Origin of the sequence: Salinicoccus carnicancri Crm (assembly GCF_000330705.1) — a bacterium.
Lineage (GTDB): Bacteria > Bacillota > Bacilli > Staphylococcales > Salinicoccaceae > Salinicoccus > Salinicoccus carnicancri.
In genome coordinates this window covers 326,854-346,091 of the sequence record NZ_ANAM01000001.1, presented here as the reverse complement: position 1 = coordinate 346,091, position 19,238 = coordinate 326,854, and the positions used below count along the sequence as shown (strand labels likewise).

The following is a 19,238-nucleotide window of genomic DNA, read 5'->3' as shown; positions in this document are numbered from 1 at the left end:
TCTCTATCCGGTTTTCAATGTACATGATACTGAATACAATATGTCAACCATTCCGTTCCGTAATTATCCTTAGAAAGGAGGTGATCCAGCCGCACCTTCCGATACGGCTACCTTGTTACGACTTCACCCCAATCATCGGTCCCACCTTCGACGGCTGCCTCCCGTAAGGGTTGGCCCACCGGCTTCAGGTGTTACTGACTTTCGTGGTGTGACGGGCGGTGTGTACAAGACCCGGGAACGTATTCACCGTGGCATTCTGATCCACGATTACTAGCGATTCCAGCTTCATGGAGTCGAGTTGCAGACTCCAATCCGAACTGAGAACAGTTTTATGGGATTCGCTCAACCTCGCGGTCTCGCTGCCCTTTGTTCCTGTCCATTGTAGCACGTGTGTAGCCCAAATCATAAGGGGCATGATGATTTGACGTCATCCCCACCTTCCTCCGGTTTGTCACCGGCAGTCTCACTAGAGTGCCCAACTCAATGCTGGCAACTAGTCATAAGGGTTGCGCTCGTTGCGGGACTTAACCCAACATCTCACGACACGAGCTGACGACAACCATGCACCACCTGTCACTCTGCCCCGAAGGGAAGCCCTGTCTCCAGGGCGGTCAGAGGATGTCAAGATTTGGTAAGGTTCTTCGCGTTGCTTCGAATTAAACCACATGCTCCACCGCTTGTGCGGGTCCCCGTCAATTCCTTTGAGTTTCAGCCTTGCGGCCGTACTCCCCAGGCGGAGTGCTTAATGCGTTTGCTGCAGCACTAAGGGGCGGAAACCCCCTAACACTTAGCACTCATCGTTTACGGCGTGGACTACCAGGGTATCTAATCCTGTTTGATCCCCACGCTTTCGCACATCAGCGTCAGTTACAGACCAGAGAGCCGCCTTCGCCACTGGTGTTCCTCCATATCTCTGCGCATTTCACCGCTACACATGGAATTCCACTCTCCTCTTCTGCACTCAAGTCTCCCAGTTTCCAATGACCCTCCCCGGTTGAGCCGGGGGCTTTCACATCAGACTTAACAGACCGCCTACGCGCGCTTTACGCCCAATAATTCCGGATAACGCTTGCCACCTACGTATTACCGCGGCTGCTGGCACGTAGTTAGCCGTGGCTTTCTGGTTGAGTACCGTCACACAGGTAGCAGTTACTCTACCTGTCGTTCTTCCTCAACAACAGAGTTTTACGAGCCGAAACCCTTCTTCACTCACGCGGCGTTGCTCCGTCAGACTTGCGTCCATTGCGGAAGATTCCCTACTGCTGCCTCCCGTAGGAGTCTGGGCCGTGTCTCAGTCCCAGTGTGGCCGATCACCCTCTCAGGTCGGCTACGCATCGTCGCCTTGGTGGGCCGTTACCCCACCAACCAGCTAATGCGCCGCAGGCCCATCCATCAGCGACAGCCGAAACCGTCTTTCAACTCTCCACCCCGCGGTGGAAAGGATTATCCGGTATTAGCCACGGTTTCCCGCAGTTATCCCCGGCTGATGGGCAGGTTGCCTACGTGTTACTCACCCGTCCGCCACTCGATCCGAGGGAGCAAGCTCCCTCTTCTCGCGTTCGACTTGCATGTATTAGGCACGCCGCCAGCGTTCATCCTGAGCCAGGATCAAACTCTCCATAATTGGAAAGCCCATCTCGAGCTCCTGCCGTGCCGTCTCCGGCACCGCACTGCGTTTATATTGTCCGCCTCAATCTGTGACACACTGTGTGTGTCGCTTTCTCGGAATTAACGTTGACATATTGTCATTCAGTTTTCAATGTTCTCTTTTTGCGTTGCCTTATTATATTACCATTCCAGCAACTTGATTGCAAGCACTTTTTGAAATTTGTTTTTCATGATGTGTGCTGTGCTTTTGTTTTTTCGGACGCCGTGTTTCAGCGACAAGATATATCTTACCAAGCGTGTGGTTTAGTGTCAACGATTTGATTGATAAATATATTGGAGTTTTACACCGGATAAAGAAAAAGCAGCGCAAAAGCGCTGCATGTCAGGGTTTCACCCCAATTTATTTCTTCTTCTTTTTGCGATTTTCCGCCATGCGGGTCTCATTTTTATACTTCATGTTCTTTCTTTTCTTTGTCTGGGACTCTTCCTTTTTCTTCTGCGCTGCTTCCTGGTGTTTTAATTCAGCTCTCTTTTGTTCATTGATATCACTTTTTGTCACTCTGCCCCGCTCTTCCTTCTCTTTTTCAGAGGCCTCTATATAAGACGGCAATGTCAGAAGCTGGGCTGCATTACATATGATGAGTGTGAATACTGATCTGTATATCCATGACGTATCTTCCACACTCAAAAACGGAATGAGTGTTATTGAAGTCATAAATATCATATAGAAGAGAGCCGGGATGAAGATGTTCGTACCTTCCGAGTATTTGTTCTTCATTCCCGCTACAATAAAGCCCGCTGCAACGACAAGGACCGGAATCCAGATGAAGCTCCAGACCTGACCGGATTCAAGGCCAAACCTGTAGAATCTCAAATAGAAAAGGTCGAAGATTGCGTACATCACAAGCAGGAGCTGGACATACGGCCATATTCTCCCGAATATCCCCATGCCGAGTGGATGGAGGAACAAGTATATGAAGAAAGCAACCTGGCTGACTGTTGCAATGAGCAGTCCGTAGCCGAGGAACCATACAAGTCCTGCCAGGAATTCGCCGATCTGTCCTTCGAACAGATACCGTGTGACATTCTGGTACTCAGTGATCAGGCTGACTGCTGCAGTGATGATCATCCCGAGCAGGAGTGTCCTGAAGTAAAACTTAACTAGATATTTTGATGTCATGTTCTACTTCCCCGCCTATTCACTTTCCCGGATTACATTTTCTGCAATGCTCTGATACACTTTTCCGATTTCATCATCTCCATAGACAGAAGGTGCGAAATCAGATTCATCCCATTCCGGCTGACCGAGAGGAAGCTGTCCGAGCATCGGTACACCCAGTTCCCTGGCGAGCTTCTCGCCACCGCCTTTGCCAAAGATGAATTCTTTCTCACCGGTATTTTTGCTTTCGAAATAACTCATATTTTCTATGACTCCGATGATTTCATGATCTGTATGCTGTGCCATCGCCCCGGCCCTTGCAGCTACAAAGGCAGCCGTCGGGTGCGGTGTGGTAACGATGATTTCCTTACTGTGCGGCAGCAGCTGATGGACATCCAATGCCACATCTCCCGTACCCGGAGGCAGGTCGAGAAGCAAATAGTCGAGCTCCCCCCACCTCACTTCGTCAAAGAAGCTGTTGATCATCTTGCCGAGCATCGGCCCTCTCCATATGACAGGCGTGTTTTCCTCTACAAAAAAAGCCATTGAAATCACTTTGACCCCAAAGCGTTCCACGGGGATGAGTGTTTTATCCTCGATTGCCGGTTTGTCAGTGATGCCCATCATGTCCGGAACACTGAAACCATATATATCTGCATCGATCAGGCCGACTTTCTTCCCTTGATTGGCAAGCGCAACTGCAAGGTTTACCGCAACTGTCGATTTTCCGACCCCGCCTTTACCGGAGGCGATGGAGATGAATTCCGTATCGCTTTCCTTGAAACGGTTCTCAACTTCGCTGCCTGCAGTCCCGCGGTGGCGTTCGATCGTTTCTTCATCCAGTTCTCCGAACCTGAGCCCGACTGAATCAGCCCCCGCTTCTTTGACAGCATTTACAATCTTCATCTGAAGGTCCAGCTGCTCCTGCCCTCCCAGACGGCCGATTGCAACCTTGATGCTTACGTGGTTCTTTTCTTCTTTGATGCTGATCTCCTGAATGCCTTCTGTCTCTGCAATCGGTACATTCAGTATCGGATCATTTATATTTCCAACGATTTCTTCAACTTGATCTCTGGTGATCATTCAAAAATTCTCCTTTACGCCTATGGTTAATATATTCATGATAACACAACATACTATTTATATAATCAAAAAAATCCAAACACTTTATGTATAAAGTGTTTGGATTCGAATTAAATTCAATCACATTCTGTTACTGGTTGCCACGGTCTTCTTTTTGTACTTTGTCTTCAAATTTATGCAGCTGTTTTTCGGCGAATGTTCTGCCACCGATGCCAAAACTGATTGCAAAGGCGATGGCCGCTGCGCCCAGGATGAACAGGAAGGCGAGGTTGACAATGCTTTGTGCAAAATTCAGCTGATCGAGTGTCATGAATACTGCCACGATGATGATAAGGTATTTTGCGATTTCACCAACGAATGCATTTCCTGTACTTTTAGTGATGACAGTGGACAGCAGGTTGCCCCCGATAAAACCGAGTGCGAGGATTATGAGTGCCGAAATCACCAATGGAATATAGGCGATGATTGCCGTTCCAATCGTATTGAACACTTCAAGGTTAAGTACACTCAGCGCCTGCACCACGAAGAACAGGCCGATCAGTACTGCAACAACCCATCCAAGAGCGCTTGGAATATCTATGCCCTCTTTGGATTTGTCGCCGAAATTCACATAGGAATTGAATTTGCCTGCGTTCAGGCTCTTAAGCAGATTCGTGACAAGTTTCCCCAGTATTTTAGCCAGGTACAGCCCGAGCAGAACCAGCACGGCTGCAACAAAGAACCTCGGAATGAAGTTCAGCACTGCAGTCATCATTTCCCTTATGGGATCTGAAACGGACTGCATGTTCAGAGCATCAAATACCGGCGGAAGGAACAGAATGAAGACTAGGAAGTAGGCAAGTTTGCCAAGCGTCGCTATCAGTCCTTCCGACTCCCGCTTCGCTTCATCCGGGCTGCTCAGCCCTTTCTTCTCAAGCCATTTGTCGAAACCGACTGCTTTGAGTCCTTTCACGATAATGTTCTTGACGATTACTGCGATGATCCATGCTAAAAGTAAGAACAGAATTGCACTGATAAGATTTGGAATAAAGTTAATAATACTGTTCAACACGGACATGAATTGGTCTCCGATGCTATTCATGTATAACTCCTCCTTATTTGTAGTCTATTTTCTTATAACCTAAGTACAATTGCGATAAACAGGATATCATAATTTTTTTCTGTATGATGTCAAAAATTTTCATCCGTGCGGAGGGGAGAAGGTTAAATAGTCTGATAACGGATATACATAGCATAATAATTTCAGAAGGACCGATGTCAGGCTCCATTATAATTTCTACACAGCGGGGCTTGGGAAAGCAGCATTCGGTCTGCCACATATATTCGACCGGTCAATGGTCGCGTAAAACCCGTGGAATTCTGTGACATTCGTGGATAATACGAAGACTGCCACGGCATTAACGGTGAACATAAGATTGACGGAAAAAAGATGAACTCGGTGTTCTGCCCGGCGCCCGGAAAAATCTTGCTTACGGCAATCAGGAAGATTATTTTGACCACCCGGATACAATCGGCTGGGTCCGTTTCGGCACTGAGGACATCCCAGGTTCGGGATGTGCCGTTGTCATCTCCACTGGATTGGAGGAAGGGTATAAAAAGATGCATGTCGGCGAAACACATACGGGGGAAATACGGGTGGATCACACCGAAAATCGTCCTGACGAAATTATAATCGACGAAGAGGGGAGCGGAGTATTTTATGCACACAGCCCGCCTGTGAGCGTATACGGGAAAAAGATGGTTTTAAAAAACGGGCCATGCGGCCCGTGCCCTATTTGGTATGATCATATTCCATCAATGCATTGAGCCGGGCAGCATCCGCATCTTCAATGCCCAGTTTCTTGAGCGTGACGCCTTCGCTGAAATAATCCCTTCCGAGCAGTACACCGGCCAGTGTGATGACAGCATCCATCACAGGGGTCTCCACACCGGATGCATCACCGATGCTCGCCCAGAGGACGAGCCCGTTGGACACATCTTCAGTCACATATCTGCTTTCAAGATCTCCCGGTCCTTTTATATCCGCGAGCACCGGGGAATGATTATACTGTTCCCGAAGCAGTCCTGACTTTTCGAAGTAGCCGCTCCTCACGCTGCGCTCCGATTTTGACATCGCTTCAAAACCCAGCATCCTGCATATCTGCTGCCGCTCCGCATCGATTTTGTGTATGACGTTCACTGTATGCTCGGTAATCCCCTCTTTATACAGATAGAAGTCATCACCGGCAGCGTCGATGCGGCCGGCATTGAGAATAGACGGTCCGGGATGGCTTTCCGGATTGCCGTTGTTCAGTGTCGTTTCTATGATACTTTTCGCCGGCTTCAGATGATCATACATCCGTCCCAGGACCTCCAGCATTTCTTCTGTGAACCGTGAAGGATATGCCGCAAAAAGGTTGTGTTCATTGTATGAGAGCAGCGTCGCTTCATTCGTCTCCTGATCATATCTGGATGCATATGTGAGTGACATCGTTTCACCGACTTTGACATCGATATCCCTTTTCATATTATTCAGCACACGTTTGAATCTCAGGCTGCTCATTGCACTCGCACTGTTTATAAATACATACTGGCCATCTTCAAGATAAGGGGCGAGTTTTTCGGCAATCGGCTCAACGGCTGTTGCCGGTATCGTCAGCATGATGACATCTCTGCCGCGCACCGCTTCCTCCACCTCTCTGGTAAACTTATGGATTTTGACCGGTTTGCCGTTGAATTTGATTATGCCGGTCTCCGCAATGCTGGTGAGGTCCCTCTGTGAATTCCCCGACTGGTGCAAAGTGACCTCATGTCCTTTTGCCGTCATATCAGCAGCTGCAGTAATACCACCGTTTCCGGCTCCGAAAATACTGATTTTAAGTGCCATACTTGATCCCCCTATTCATTGATCTGATATACTGTATCACCATCTATTACAGTCCTTGTCACCCGTGCATCAAGCAGTTCGTCAGCGTCAATCTGCATGACATCCCTGTCGAAGACGGCAAAGTCCGCATAATACCCGGCACTTATCCTGCCGGCCCTGTCTGTTTTATAGGCAATCTCCGCAGGGTTTACCGTATACATTTTAAATGCTTCGAAACGGTTTACCCGTTCAGCTTCATTGTACACTCCGCTGCTGCCCTTGCGCGTTACCAGTGTATGGATGCCAAGCAGAGGGTTGACGTCTTCTATTGGCGCATCCGACGAGCCGCCAAGGATAAGCCCGTTATCCTGCATCGTTTTGAAGGCGTACAGATATTGTGCACGTCCCTCTCCAAGATGTTCCATTACCCATGGCATATCCGAAGTCAGGAAGGTGGGCTGGATATCACATATGACATCCAGCGCCTTCATGCGCTGAATGAGCCCTGCATCAAGCAGGCTGCAGTGAATCAGCCGGTCATGCTTCCCTTCGGGTGCCGGATATTCCTCAATCGCATCGAGCACCAGTTCGCATGCCTTATCGCCGATCATGTGGACCGCAATCGCATCATTGTTTTCCCTTGCACGCTTCACCATTGTCAAAAGTGCTTCCCTGGAATGGATCTGCAGCCCGCAGTCCTCCGTGCCAACATAAGGTGCTTTGAGAAGGGCCGTGCTGCCACCGAAAGCACCGTCCATGAAAATCTTCATTGCATCCTTTTCAATCCAGTCTTCGAGATAGTCAGGGTCGTCCCGGACCATCTGAGGGTACACTTTTTCATTTCTCAGCAGATTGACCCTGAATTTCTTCCTGTCCGGGCCGATGGTCTCAAGATAGGCCTTGAACGGCATTTCATAAGGTCCGTAGTTGGACATATCCTCCGTGTGTGCGCCGGCGATGCCGTAACTGTACATATGATCAATGGCTGTGGCGAGGTCACTCGACAATGACCTGACATCATCATCCACCGTCCGATCCCTTATGAGGTCAAACGCTGTATCATACACCCAGCCGGTGAGTTCCCCGTTCCCGTCCCTTTCAAAATAGCCGCCTTCCGGATCTTTTACGCTTTGGTCGATGCCCAGAAATTCCAGGGCCATTGTATTCACGAATCCGGCGTGATGGCAGACACGTGTGACAAGTGTCGGCTTATCCGTCAGACGGTCGAGTTCAAAACGGTCCATGCGGTATTTATCCGAGAGATTGTTTTCATCATATCCAAGAATCAGATTCCATTGCTGATCCGTCCTGAATTCACCGATCAGGCGCTTCATCTCGGTGATATCATCTGTATGATGCAGCGCCAGGGATTTCAGCTTCTTGCCGAGCATGATGAGATGGATATGTGCATCCGTGAGGGCGGGCAGCATCGTCTGACCATCGAGATCGATTTTAAAATCAGCCTCCGCCTCCAGTTCGCCGTGGCCGCCGGTCCTGACAATCCGTCCCTTATCCGCCAGAACCGCTTCTGCCGTCTCCCCTTCGCGGTTCATCGTATATATGATGCCGTTATAATACAGTGTTTTCACAAGACCCCTCCTAGAAAAAAATACTTCATATATAGCTTATATGAAGTACCACTATTCCTTAACTCTTTTATTCGTCCGCGTCGTCTTTGCTGAGTTCCTGACTCCGGGTTGCAGCTGCATTGAGCGTCCTGGACAGGATTTCCTTGATCCCTTCTCCGTCCAGTGCATCAAGCCCCGCTTCTGTCGTACCCCGTTTTGAAGTGATGTTCCTGCGGAGCTGGCTGAATGGCAATTCGGAATCCTCAACCATCTTACCTGCGCCGATCACGAGGTTCGTTGTCAGGAACATTGCTTCCTCTTCGCTGAATCCGAGATCCATGAGGCTTTCCGCATATTTTTCATATATATAATAAAGGAACGCAGAACCCGACCCCGTCGCTGCAGTGATGTTGTGCATCTCCTCTTCCTCTTCGACCACAACTGTCGTACCGAAGCTTTTCATCAATTCGACCAATTCATCCTTATTCGGGAAATTTTCAGAATAGGTGATTCCGCTGACGGAATGCTGCACCATGGCATTCGTGTTCGGCATGATCCTGGCGATCGGATTTTCAGTCTTAAGTTCGCGTCTGATCGTCTTTATCTGGGTGCCGGCCATAACAGATACGATCTTTGTCTTTTCCTCAAGGTGCGGCCGGATCCTTTTCGCAACATCCGGGAAACTTTGCGGCTTGCTGGCAAGAATGACATAGTCCGCCCCCTCGAGCAGTTCCATATCATCATATGAAATATTCACACCGAGGTTTTCCTTGAAGAACATGATCTTCTCTTTCTGGCTTCTGCTCGTAAGGTAAATCTGTTCCGGCTTGACGACGCGATTTTCAATCATTCCGATAAAGATGGCACTCGCCATGTTCCCCGCACCATAAAAGACAATTTTCATCGAATCAACTCCATTTATTTTTTTGCGCAACAGTTCCTATCATAACAAACTGAATAAAAAAATCAAAAATCGATAAATATTCAGGCATGGATGAAAAATACAATGCCGATATAATGCAATGTGCTTCCGGCGATTATGAAGAAATGCCATATCATATGGAAGTACCTGCGGTTTTTCTGCGCATAGAACCAGGCGCCCACTGTGTATGCCACCCCTCCCAGGGCGAGCATAAGCAGGAACATCCAGTGTGTATTGACAATGATGGCCGGGAAGAAAATCACTGCCATCCACCCCATTACAAGATAGAAGGTCAGGCTGACCTTCGAATTCACTTTCGGGCTCAGCACTTTGTACAGGATACCGAGGACTGCTGCAGCCCACTGCACTATGAGGGTGATGATCCCCCATGTGCCGCCGATAACGGAAAGTGCCACGGGAGTGTATGTACCGGCGATCGCTATATATATCAGGCTGTGGTCAAGCAGCCTCATGATGTATTTATGCTGGGTGTTATGCGCCATCGAATGGTAGAGCGTCGACGTAAGGAACATCAGCAGGATGCTGATGACGAACACCGAACCTCCCAATGCATGGAGCGCGCCGCCGTCTGCATACATATATACGGCGGTGAATGGCAGCATGAAGATGAACAGGAGTGCGGCCACACCGTGGCTGACACTGTTACCGACTTCTTCTCCGAAAGAGAGGGGGACGATATTTCTCAGAGACCCTTCCAGTTTCCTGGTCATCTTTTCCTTTTCCATGAGGATGTCTCCTCTATACCGGTGTTTTTTCTCCGTCATACAATCCCTTCGTCTTTCAGATCATTGTATGCTGTTTCGATGCTGTCTTTACCCACTTTGTTCTTAAGAGGCGAGAATTCACCTTTACGGTCCACCTGCAATGTCTTGTGTTTACGCGCGTGACGGAATGCGTCGAAGTAGAACTTCTCGAATTTCAGCACCTCATCTTTGACGAGCAGCAGATTTTCATTCATATGCTCCAGTTTTTTCACAGCAAGATGATAAGGCACTTTCGCCGCAGCCGCTCTGTCGAGATAGTCCATGCCGAACACGTGGATGCCGATGTTGCCGTTCTGGAATTTTTCCCCGATACCTTCGGGCAGTTCTGTATATTCTACGACACTCTTTTCTCCGTTGACGAGACTCAGACGGCCGACACTCTCACCTGGTTTCGGGAGAATCGATTTTGAAGTCACATCGTTGTCCTCCCTGACATGCAGTCCGACAAGAATCGGATCAAGCACTTTGACCACTGCATTGTCCACGTTGTTCATGAACACATGCCTGATGCCACGGTCCTTCATGTCTTCAAGCATGCCGCTTTTTTTGAGCGCGCTGAAGATGCCTCCGTTGCCGTTTGGAGTAAGCATGATATCCTTGTTTTCCGTCAGAAGCAGCCCGCCGTCTTTGGACAGGGCCGGGAAATGCTCCTGTCGGAAGAAATGGATATTGTCCTCTTCAAATCCGAAGTTGTTGTGTTCCCGGAAAAAATCAAGTGTCTCTGTATGATTGATATCACTTGTCATGATGTACCAGTGGACAGGCCGTCCATAAGCATGTCCGGCCGCTTTGATCTGTTTCGCCTGCAATTCAAAAAGAGAAAGCCCGTCAAAGGAAAACGTGCCTTTCGGCCCGGGATGTTCAAGACGTGTGCCCTGGCCGCCCGCCATGAGGAGCACAGCCACTTCACCGTTTTTAATCGCTTCTTTTGCCGTATCTGTCAGGTGCTCTGTATCCAGTTCCTCCCTTCTTACAAAAGGAACTTCTTCTACGGTCGTCATGTCCACCGGCTCCGGATTCACATATACCTCTTCATATGCCTCACGGATTTCATCAAGCGGCAGTGTTCCAAACTGCTCCTCCACTTTCTGCTGGTAGTTTTCCGCCAGCCTGTCAAACTGGGGTATCCATTCTGTTATCATTGCTCTGCCTCCATACTTCTATTTCTTTCATTATAATCCAATTGTGCACGCCCTGTAAAAAATAAGCCGCATTAAAAAAGTACCGGAAATTCCGGTACTTCACACGCCTCTCTATTCAGTGATCACCTGTTTGATGAGTGAGATGTTCACTTCTTTATCGCCTATTTTGTAGTTATCGAGGATTTTATCTTTGACATCCCCTACATTTTCCCGGTTTGAGTGGATAACAGCCAGTGTCTCGCCTTCCTCCACACGGTCGCCGACTTTCTTCTCGAGCATCAGACCGACCGCAAGGTCGATGACATCATCTTTTGTCTGCCGTCCGGCACCAAGCATCGCCGAAGCAACACCAAGCTCCTCAGCGGCAATCTCTTCGACGTATCCTGAATACTCCGCCTTCACTTCAATTTTATACTGTGCCTGCGGCAGTTTTGAAACATCATCCGCAACAGATGCGTCACCGCCCTGGTTGGACAGGAACACTTTGAATTTTTCAAGCGCACTGCCGTCATCGATGACCTGATGCAGCTTTTCTTTCGCTTCGTCGAGCGTTTCCGCCTTGCCGCCGAGCACCGTCATCTGGGCGCCGAGCTCCATGCAGAGGGCAGTCAGATCTTCAGGCCCTTCCCCGCGGAGCGTTTCAATCGCCTCTTTCACTTCAAGGGCGTTACCGATGGCATGGCCGAGCGGTTCCGCCATGCTTGAAATGATCGCCATCGTCTTTCTGCCCACGTTGTTGCCGATGGATACCATCGCCCTGGCAAGTTCAACAGCATCCTCTTCGCTCTTCATGAATGCACCGTCGCCTGTTTTGACGTCGAGGACGATTGCATCGGCCCCGGCAGCGATCTTCTTGCTCATGATCGAGCTTGCAATCAGTGGGATAGAGTTAACCGTCGCCGTCACATCACGCAGGGCATAAAGTTTTTTGTCGGCTGGTGTCAGATTGCCGGACTGGCCGATCACCGCCACCTTGTCCCGGTTGACGATATCTGCGAATTCCTTCTCAGTAATCTCGACATGGAACCCCTCCACTGCCTCGAGCTTGTCGATGGTACCGCCGGTATGACCGAGTCCGCGGCCGCTCATTTTCGCAACAGGCACATCGAGTGCCGCCACGAGCGGGGCCAGGACGAGTGTGGTTGTATCACCTACACCGCCCGTGGAATGCTTGTCCACTTTTATACCTTCAATTGATGAAAGGTCGATTTCATCCCCCGATCTGACCATTGCCATCGTCAGATCCGCCCGCTCATCCTCGGTCATATCCCGGAAGAATAAAGCCATCATCAGACTGGATACCTGGTAATCAGGTATATCCCCAGCCGTGTAGCCTTTGATGAAGAAATCGATCTCCTCTTTCGTCAAAACTCCGCCATCGCGCTTCTTTGCTATCAAATCCACCATTCTCATCACTTACACATCCTTTATCAAGCCTTTTTGTCACCCGTCGAATGCCTGTCTCTCGCATCCATGTAAAAATCAATCAGTCTCTGGGACGTCTTGTCCCAGGCGTAGCCCATCGCTTCCCTGCGGGCGTTCTGTTTCATCTCGGCAAGCTTATCTTCATCTTCCAATACTTCCACGGCTCTGATCATGCTCTTCAGGTCCTCGTTCTCAAAAAGCATGCCGTTCACTCCATCAGTGACCTGTTCGTTTGTCGGTCCGCTCTTGGCGGCGATGACAGGCAGGCCTGAAGCCATGGATTCAAGTATGACAAGTCCCAGCGTCTCCGACACGGACGGGAATATGAAAGCATCGCCGGAGGCGAATGCCTTCGACAGTTCTTCACCGTGCATGAAACCGGTGAACACGGTATTCGTGCCTTCAAACTTCTTCTCGATTTCATTACGTGCGGGGCCATCGCCGACAATTGCCAGGCTGATATCCTCCCGGGCATCGAGTAGCGGCAGAAGCTTATGGATTTCTTTTTCCACGGCAAGCCTTCCTATGAACACAAGCAGTTTGTTTTCCGGTTTGCCGCCGCTCAGCCTGTTGCGCATCTCATTGTCCCTGAAACCGGGATGACGGTTTATCACATCCACTCCGCGGGGAATGATATCCAGGCGTTTTATACCTTCGGCATCCAGTTCATCCCTGATTGCGCGGGAGGTGACCAGATTGAGGTCTGCATTTTTATGGTTGCGTCTGATGTACCACCAGAGCAGAGGTTTAGCGGGTTTATAGACTGTATAGTAATCCAGGTACTTCGGCAGGTGCGTATGGTATGAAGAAACGAGCGGTATATTGAGCTTCTGTGCTGCCCTGACAGCACTTGTCGCAAGCAGGACAGGATTGACTGCATGCACGACATCCGGTTCAAAATCTTTCAGTATATGATATACCCTGCGGGAAGGAAAACCCCATTTGCGGTATCTGTAAAAAGGGAAAGTGACCGGTTTGATACCGACCACTCTTGCCCCCTTATAATCATGCACGCCGAGGTCAGGCGCGATGACCAGGACCTCATGCCCCTCCCGCATGAAGTAGTCAATGGCTTTTGTCAATCTTGTAACAATACCGTCTGTCGACGGCAAAAATGTTTCGGTGACAATCGCAATCTTCATGCCATTACCTCTTTCTTTACTTCCACGTAACTGTCGGCAGCACATTGTCCACGATGATGCGGTCCTTATGTTCGATTGCTTCCTGAAGAATTTCCTTCAGGACGTCCTGGGTCAGGAGATGCGGCTCAAGACCAAGATCGATCAGGTTGGTGTTGACCGCATTATAGTAATGGTCTTCATTTTCAACACGCGGATTTTCGATATTCGCAACGTTGGCATCGATGCCGAGCTCCTTTGCGGCATCCCTTGTCTTTTCAGCGAGATCCTGTACAGAGAAGGATTCCGTGAATTGGTTGAACACGCGGAATTCGCCCTGATCGGCGGGGTTTTCCGCTGCGATCTCAATGCAGCGCACTGTGTCTTTGATGTGCAGGAATGCACGCGTCTGGCCGCCTGAACCATACACTGTCATATCGTGGCCGATTGCTGCCTGGATGAGGAAACGGTTGAGTGCGGTTCCAAATACGCCGTCATAGTCCAGCCTGTTCGCAAGCGCAGGGTCTTTTTTCGTTTCTTCGGTGTTGAGTCCGTAAACGATGCCCTGGTTCAGGTCCGTTGCACGGATGCCCCAAATCTTACATGCGAACATGATATTGTGCGTATCATGCACTTTCGTCAGGTGATAGAAGGAACCCGGCTGTTTAGGGAACGGCAGCGTATCTTTCCGTCCTTTATGTTCAATTTCAATGTAACCTTCTTCGATGTCGATATTCGGCTGACCGTACTCACCCATCGTACCGAGCTTGATCAGATGACAGTCAGGTTCGAATTCCTTGATTGCATATAGAACGTTGAGGTTGCCCAATACGTTGTTCTGCTGCGTATAGACCGCATGTTCACGATCGATCATGGAATAAGGTGCTGAACGCTGTTCTGCGAAATGCACGAATGCTTCCGGGCGTTCGTTTTTGAATACGAGACTCAGGAAGTCATAGTGGTTGAGGTCGCCTTCATAGATTTTAATCTCTTTTCCTGTCAATTCCTTCCATTTCTCTACACGATCCTCCAAAGAGGCAATCGGCGTAACAGAGTTGGAATGCAATTCATTATCTATTTTACGACGTACCATGTTATCCAGGATAGTCACTTCGTGACCCTTTTCAGATAGATAGAGTGCAGTCGGCCATCCGCAGAAACCGTCTCCCCCAGCTACAATAATTCTCATTTGAACATCCTCCGCTTCAGTATTAGTTAATTTATACATAGTATACCGCTAGTATACATATAACATTATAAAGATGTTTACTGAATGTCACAAATTTTTATGATTTTATACCAGATAAATTGTGGCAGGAATGTAAAGGATTCAAATCAAAACCGGCACCTGATTTTACAGGTGCCGGCAGTTCACTATGCAGCCTGAGCTGCTCCCTTTTTCTTTTTGTACATTTGAAAAAGGACAATAATGATGAACAGGCTGAATGCCACCGCATCAGTGACAAAATCACTCTGTATGAACAATAGTGCCGTAACAACTGTGGCCACCCTCTCAACTATATTCAGCCTGGCGAACATATATCCCTGGATGAATGCCGCAAAAGTTGCCATGCCGATACCAGCCGTAACAACTGACCAGACCATCTCAAATGCCGAGGCTTCGGTGATTAGCAGTATGGTCGGATTGATTGCGAACATGAAAGGGAGCAGCAGTGCCGCAGAGTCATATTTGAACCCCTGAACCCCGGTCCGTATCGGTCCAGCGTTGGCTATGCCGGCCGTGGCGTAGGCAGGCAGATTGATCGGCGGTGTATCATCAGCCAGCACCCCGTAGTACAGAACAAACAGATGTGCGACAATGACCGGCAGGCCAAGGCCTGTAAGTACCGGTGCGATTACCGCTGCAAGAACTACGTATGTGGCAGTCGTCGGCAGTCCCATTCCCAGAAACAGACAGGCAAACACTGTCAGGACAAGTGCAATATAAACCTGGGTGTTATCCGTAATCATGAAGCCCGGCAGCCACGACTCAATCCTGCCTGAAAAATCAATGACTATGCGCGTAAATTTAGTGGAAAGACCGCTTGTTGTGATAACACCGATCAGTATACCGGCCGTGGCACAGGCAACGATGATACTGAGTGCATTGCGGGAGGCATTATCCAGACCTGACACCAGCTCTTTCATGCCGTATTTCTCAGCATCCGAGCCATAATTGGCGGATTTTCTGAAAACGGCGAATATGAGGGAGACAATGATTCCTCCAAGAACCATCGTAAAGATCGGGTCGCGCCAGCGTATCATCTCTGGGCTGAAGAGACTGATTCCAATCAGATCATTCAACCCCATGAGTCCCTGATTGACAAGCCCTATCAGGAACTGCATCGACAATGTGACTGCCAGCAGGATTGCTGCATACAGCAACCCCCTGCCCAGACTCTTTTTGAACTGGTAGGCAAAAAGCGCGATTACGATCATCGCTGTGATGGAATAGAAAGCGGCGGCGTTGACCGAAGTCCTTTCAATAACCAGATAATACAGCAGGATGAAGACCGGAATCATGAGATACCCCTGGTTGATGAGCAGTTTCCTGCCGGAAGACATCTCCGACCTGTCTATACCTTTGATGTTGCGCTTGCTCGCTTCAAAATGCACCATGAACAGTATGCCGACATAGGCAAGCAATGCCGGTATGAAAGCACTGGTAATGATTTCATAATAAGGAATTCCGGTGAATTCCACCATGATGAAGGCTGCTGCGCCCATAACCGGCGGCAGGAACTGGCCGCTCGATGATGAAGCGACTTCAACACCGCCCGATACATGCGGAGGGTAACCAACTTTTTTCATCAGAGGGATTGTGAAGGTGCCCGTCGTCACTGCATTTGCCGTGGAACTCCCTGAAATACTGCCCATCATACCGCTTGCAACAACACTGGCTTTCGCCGGTCCCCCTTTATATTTCCCCACTGCACGCATAGCTAGGTTGATGAACATCTTTCCTGCCCCCGTCGATTCCAATATGGCTCCGAAAAGTATGAAGATGAAGACGAATTGGGCAGATGCATATATCGGCGTACCAAAAATTCCATTACTGCGATACACTATTTCATATATGAACCGTGAAAAATCACCACGATTATGATAAAACTGGCCGGGCATGAATTCACCGACGAAAAAATAGAGGATGAAGAAACCTGCAATGATCACCAGAGGAAGACCGACTACCCTCCGGGTCGCTTCAATCACCAGAATTATAAAAAGCGTGCCGACCACAAGGTCTATTTCAGTCGGGCGGGCAGAAAGTATGGCTTCCGCCTCCTGCCTTTCTATGAGATATACCCCAGCTGCAAATGTTATCGCAGCTATCAGGAAGTCATACCAGGGTATCGTTCTCTGCTTTAACCCTTTCCTGATCGGAAAAATAAGAAAAACCAGTGTCATGCCAAGTATCAGGTGTATGATCAGGAATGTCCTGGACCCGATTCCCGGAAGACCGAAACCGGCTACATACAGATGGAACAGCGCCAGACCTATGGCCACAGTGCTTACAAGCAGAGCCAGGTTTCTGCCAAGCTCCCTGTCACTTCCTTCCAATTCCTGTATCATCTTCTGCTGCGCTTTATCGTCCAATATTTCCTCCCCCCTTAAAATAGCCCCTGACTATTCTAATTTCGAGATTTTTTTCTGCATACGGCGGCTCCGATATTGTGATTACCTCCCCGCCGACTCTTACATGATGGGGAAATACTGATGACGGCCTCACTTTGAGACTGCCGCCATGCACTTTGCGATCGATATTCCGGATGATGAATTTCCCGTCCTCGATTTCCACATCATCCCCTTCATAAGGCATTCCCGCGCCGAAGGATTCAGTATGACTTTCCATCGTGTAGACTGCCTCACCCCTGACTTCGAAAATTTCCTTTACCGGAGACCGTTCCACGGAATGTATATAGGTGACGGCAAAGCGCTCACCATCCTCCACCCTTGTCCGGTGGAGTATCTCTCCTGATTCCAGCTCCGCCAGGATCAGATATGTGGGCCTGCAGACATAAAGGGCCACCACAATTCCGATGACTGTGCCCCCGATAAGGGCTAAAAAGACATTGCGTGAAAACAATGTCTTTTTACTGCCCGTTCCCTGCAAATTTTTATTGTTCATCGTAGTACGCTGCTGCACCCGGGTGAAGATCGATGGACATGCCATCCTGCGCAGTATCCACTGACAGTTCTTCCCCCCTTACATGCGCATTGGCGATTTCATCCAGGTTATCGAAAATAGCACTGGTAATCTCCTGCATCTGGTCTTCAGGAATATCATTGGAAGCGATGAGCATCGCCTGTACTGCAACTGTTGTCGCCGTACTGTCAAAATTGTCATAGGCATCGGATGGGATATCCTCCTGGACATAATATGTGTATTCCTCCATCAGAGAATCGATGGCATCCTGATCCAGACTGACAATCCTTACATCCGCACTCGCACTCAGCTCCTGAATCGCCCCGGTTGGTGTACCGGCTGTAACGAATGCCGCATCCACATTACCGTCCTGAAGGTTGGTTGAAGCGTCTGCAAAATCCAGCGCCTGGGCGTTGATATCATCCACACTCAACCCGTGCGCTTCCAGAATCTGTGTCGCATTCGCCTCTGTGCCTGAGCCTACATCACCGATTGCAACCCTTTTGCCCTCCAGGTCCGCAACAGATTCGATACCTGAATCAGCAAGTGTTACCAGTTGGATCGTCTCATTGTAAATAGTGAATACACCGCCGTAATTATCCAATGTTTCCTCGAACATGTTCATCCCTTCTGCACCATAATAGGCGATATCATTCTGCACAAGCGCCAACTGCGCCTCACCGTTATTCAGCTGCTCAGCATTCGAAACCGATGCCCCCGAGGACACTCCGGTCGCAGTAACCCCGTCCACATTGGCATCGATGACATCAGCAAGTGCAACCCCGAGCGGAAAGTAGACACCTGCTTCACCGCCGGTAAGCAGCGTTATGTTCTCCACCCATCCTTCATTGGAAGCTGCATCTTCGGATTCTTCCGAGGAACCTGAATCTCCCCCGCCTCCTCCACATGCTGCCAAGAACATAGCCATCGCGAACACAAGTACTAAAAACCAAGAGAGTTTCTTCATTTACAAGTCCCCTTTCAATTTTTTTCCTTACTTACACCATATTGTAACATATAAACGCTCCCAATAAACGGAATTTTCTGATTTATTTTAAGTTCTTCTACATCAAAAAGCACCTGGAATTCCAGGTGCTTCCTCTGTCATTTTGCAGTTGTGGTCCATTCTTTGCTGTTCCGGTATCTTTTTACATGGGCGTATATATTTTCCGCCGCATAGTCCTCATTCGTATATACTGTGAGATCGAAGTATTTACCCCTGTCGGAAAAATTTTCCGACAGGTAGACATCCTTCAGATGTTCAAACAGGTTCCTCATACCTTCCATCTGCAGGCCGGGATATTCCCTGAGCACCCGCTTCTGGAGCTGTCCCGCCTGTTCAGTCACTTCCTGCACGACGATGACGAAGGATTCGTCCTCCTTCATTACATCATCAAATATGTTCGTCTGACCGTAATCCCTCATGCCACACCTCTCCT

General features: G+C 49.1%; 15 protein-coding genes and 1 rRNA gene. All 16 read right to left on the bottom strand.

Going from position 1 to position 19,238, the window contains the following annotated elements; genetic code table 11:
* Positions 1-73: 73 nt before the first annotated feature.
* Positions 74-1,624 (bottom strand): 16S ribosomal RNA (locus C792_RS0101820).
* 384 nt (positions 1,625-2,008) lie between these two features.
* Positions 2,009-2,788: a KinB-signaling pathway activation protein gene (locus C792_RS0101815; protein ID WP_017547736.1), complete on the bottom strand. Its 780-nt coding sequence runs from the start codon at positions 2,786-2,788 to the stop codon at positions 2,009-2,011.
* A 15-nt stretch (positions 2,789-2,803) separates the two neighbouring features.
* On the bottom strand, positions 2,804-3,850 hold the full coding sequence (locus C792_RS0101810; protein WP_017547735.1) for an Mrp/NBP35 family ATP-binding protein: 1,047 nt from the start codon (positions 3,848-3,850) through the stop codon (positions 2,804-2,806).
* Between the two features lie 130 nt (positions 3,851-3,980).
* Positions 3,981-4,931: a mechanosensitive ion channel gene (locus C792_RS0101805; RefSeq protein WP_017547734.1), complete on the bottom strand. Its 951-nt coding sequence runs from the start codon at positions 4,929-4,931 to the stop codon at positions 3,981-3,983.
* A 690-nt stretch (positions 4,932-5,621) separates the two neighbouring features.
* The gene (locus C792_RS0101795; protein WP_017547733.1) at positions 5,622-6,716 is read right to left on the bottom strand and encodes an NAD/NADP octopine/nopaline dehydrogenase family protein; all 1,095 of its coding nucleotides are present in this window, start codon (positions 6,714-6,716) and stop codon (positions 5,622-5,624) included.
* Positions 6,717-6,727: 11 nt separating this feature from the next.
* On the bottom strand, positions 6,728-8,284 hold the full coding sequence (locus C792_RS0101790; protein ID WP_017547732.1) for an amidohydrolase: 1,557 nt from the start codon (positions 8,282-8,284) through the stop codon (positions 6,728-6,730).
* Positions 8,285-8,351: 67 nt separating this feature from the next.
* Positions 8,352-9,167 carry a pyrroline-5-carboxylate reductase gene (gene proC / locus C792_RS0101785; protein ID WP_017547731.1) on the bottom strand — a complete coding sequence of 272 codons (816 nt, stop codon included), beginning with the start codon at positions 9,165-9,167 and terminating at the stop codon, positions 8,352-8,354.
* A gap of 80 nt (positions 9,168-9,247) precedes the next feature.
* The gene (gene trhA, locus C792_RS0101780) at positions 9,248-9,931 is read right to left on the bottom strand and encodes a PAQR family membrane homeostasis protein TrhA (protein ID WP_017547730.1); all 684 of its coding nucleotides are present in this window, start codon (positions 9,929-9,931) and stop codon (positions 9,248-9,250) included.
* A 35-nt stretch (positions 9,932-9,966) separates the two neighbouring features.
* Positions 9,967-11,112: a UTP--glucose-1-phosphate uridylyltransferase gene (locus tag C792_RS0101775; protein ID WP_017547729.1), complete on the bottom strand. Its 1,146-nt coding sequence runs from the start codon at positions 11,110-11,112 to the stop codon at positions 9,967-9,969.
* Positions 11,113-11,223: 111 nt separating this feature from the next.
* Positions 11,224-12,525, bottom strand: a complete 1,302-nt coding sequence (locus C792_RS0101770; protein WP_017547728.1) for a pyrimidine-nucleoside phosphorylase — start codon at positions 12,523-12,525, stop codon at positions 11,224-11,226.
* A gap of 17 nt (positions 12,526-12,542) precedes the next feature.
* Positions 12,543-13,679 carry a glycosyltransferase family 4 protein gene (locus tag C792_RS0101765; protein ID WP_017547727.1) on the bottom strand — a complete coding sequence of 379 codons (1,137 nt, stop codon included), beginning with the start codon at positions 13,677-13,679 and terminating at the stop codon, positions 12,543-12,545.
* A gap of 16 nt (positions 13,680-13,695) precedes the next feature.
* Complete coding sequence (locus C792_RS0101760) at positions 13,696-14,844, bottom strand: NAD-dependent epimerase/dehydratase family protein (protein WP_017547726.1); 1,149 nt, start codon at positions 14,842-14,844, stop codon at positions 13,696-13,698.
* Between the two features lie 185 nt (positions 14,845-15,029).
* On the bottom strand, positions 15,030-17,249 hold the full coding sequence (locus tag C792_RS0101755; protein WP_017547725.1) for a TRAP transporter permease: 2,220 nt from the start codon (positions 17,247-17,249) through the stop codon (positions 15,030-15,032).
* Positions 17,239-17,781, bottom strand: coding sequence for a DUF1850 domain-containing protein (locus C792_RS0101750; RefSeq protein WP_017547724.1), 543 nt, complete (start codon positions 17,779-17,781; stop codon positions 17,239-17,241). The genes C792_RS0101755 and C792_RS0101750 overlap by 11 nt, the downstream gene beginning before the upstream one ends.
* Entirely contained in the window at positions 17,771-18,766 is a 996-nt protein-coding gene (locus C792_RS0101745) for a TAXI family TRAP transporter solute-binding subunit (protein WP_017547723.1), read from the bottom strand. The genes C792_RS0101750 and C792_RS0101745 overlap by 11 nt, the downstream gene beginning before the upstream one ends.
* Positions 18,767-18,903: 137 nt before the next feature.
* Complete coding sequence (locus C792_RS0101740; protein ID WP_017547722.1) at positions 18,904-19,224, bottom strand: hypothetical protein; 321 nt, start codon at positions 19,222-19,224, stop codon at positions 18,904-18,906.
* Positions 19,225-19,238 lie beyond the last annotated feature (14 nt).

What these genes read in the sequence shown, in the direction of transcription:
- C792_RS0101770 (WP_017547728.1), bottom strand. Translation starts at nt 12,525, where the DNA reads ATGAGAATGGTGGATTTGATAGCAAAGAAGCGCGATGGCGGAGTTTTG.
- trhA (WP_017547730.1), bottom strand. Translation starts at nt 9,931, where the DNA reads ATGGAAAAGGAAAAGATGACCAGGAAACTGGAAGGGTCTCTGAGAAAT.
- C792_RS0101765 (WP_017547727.1), bottom strand. Translation starts at nt 13,679, where the DNA reads ATGAAGATTGCGATTGTCACCGAAACATTTTTGCCGTCGACAGACGGT.
- C792_RS0101810 (WP_017547735.1), bottom strand. Translation starts at nt 3,850, where the DNA reads ATGATCACCAGAGATCAAGTTGAAGAAATCGTTGGAAATATAAATGAT.
- C792_RS0101760 (WP_017547726.1), bottom strand. Translation starts at nt 14,844, where the DNA reads ATGAGAATTATTGTAGCTGGGGGAGACGGTTTCTGCGGATGGCCGACT.
- C792_RS0101805 (WP_017547734.1), bottom strand. Translation starts at nt 4,931, where the DNA reads ATGAATAGCATCGGAGACCAATTCATGTCCGTGTTGAACAGTATTATT.
- C792_RS0101795 (WP_017547733.1), bottom strand. Translation starts at nt 6,716, where the DNA reads ATGGCACTTAAAATCAGTATTTTCGGAGCCGGAAACGGTGGTATTACT.
- C792_RS0101750 (WP_017547724.1), bottom strand. Translation starts at nt 17,781, where the DNA reads ATGAACAATAAAAATTTGCAGGGAACGGGCAGTAAAAAGACATTGTTT.
- C792_RS0101740 (WP_017547722.1), bottom strand. Translation starts at nt 19,224, where the DNA reads ATGAGGGATTACGGTCAGACGAACATATTTGATGATGTAATGAAGGAG.
- C792_RS0101745 (WP_017547723.1), bottom strand. Translation starts at nt 18,766, where the DNA reads ATGAAGAAACTCTCTTGGTTTTTAGTACTTGTGTTCGCGATGGCTATG.
- C792_RS0101775 (WP_017547729.1), bottom strand. Translation starts at nt 11,112, where the DNA reads ATGATAACAGAATGGATACCCCAGTTTGACAGGCTGGCGGAAAACTAC.
- proC (WP_017547731.1), bottom strand. Translation starts at nt 9,167, where the DNA reads ATGAAAATTGTCTTTTATGGTGCGGGGAACATGGCGAGTGCCATCTTT.
- C792_RS0101815 (WP_017547736.1), bottom strand. Translation starts at nt 2,788, where the DNA reads ATGACATCAAAATATCTAGTTAAGTTTTACTTCAGGACACTCCTGCTC.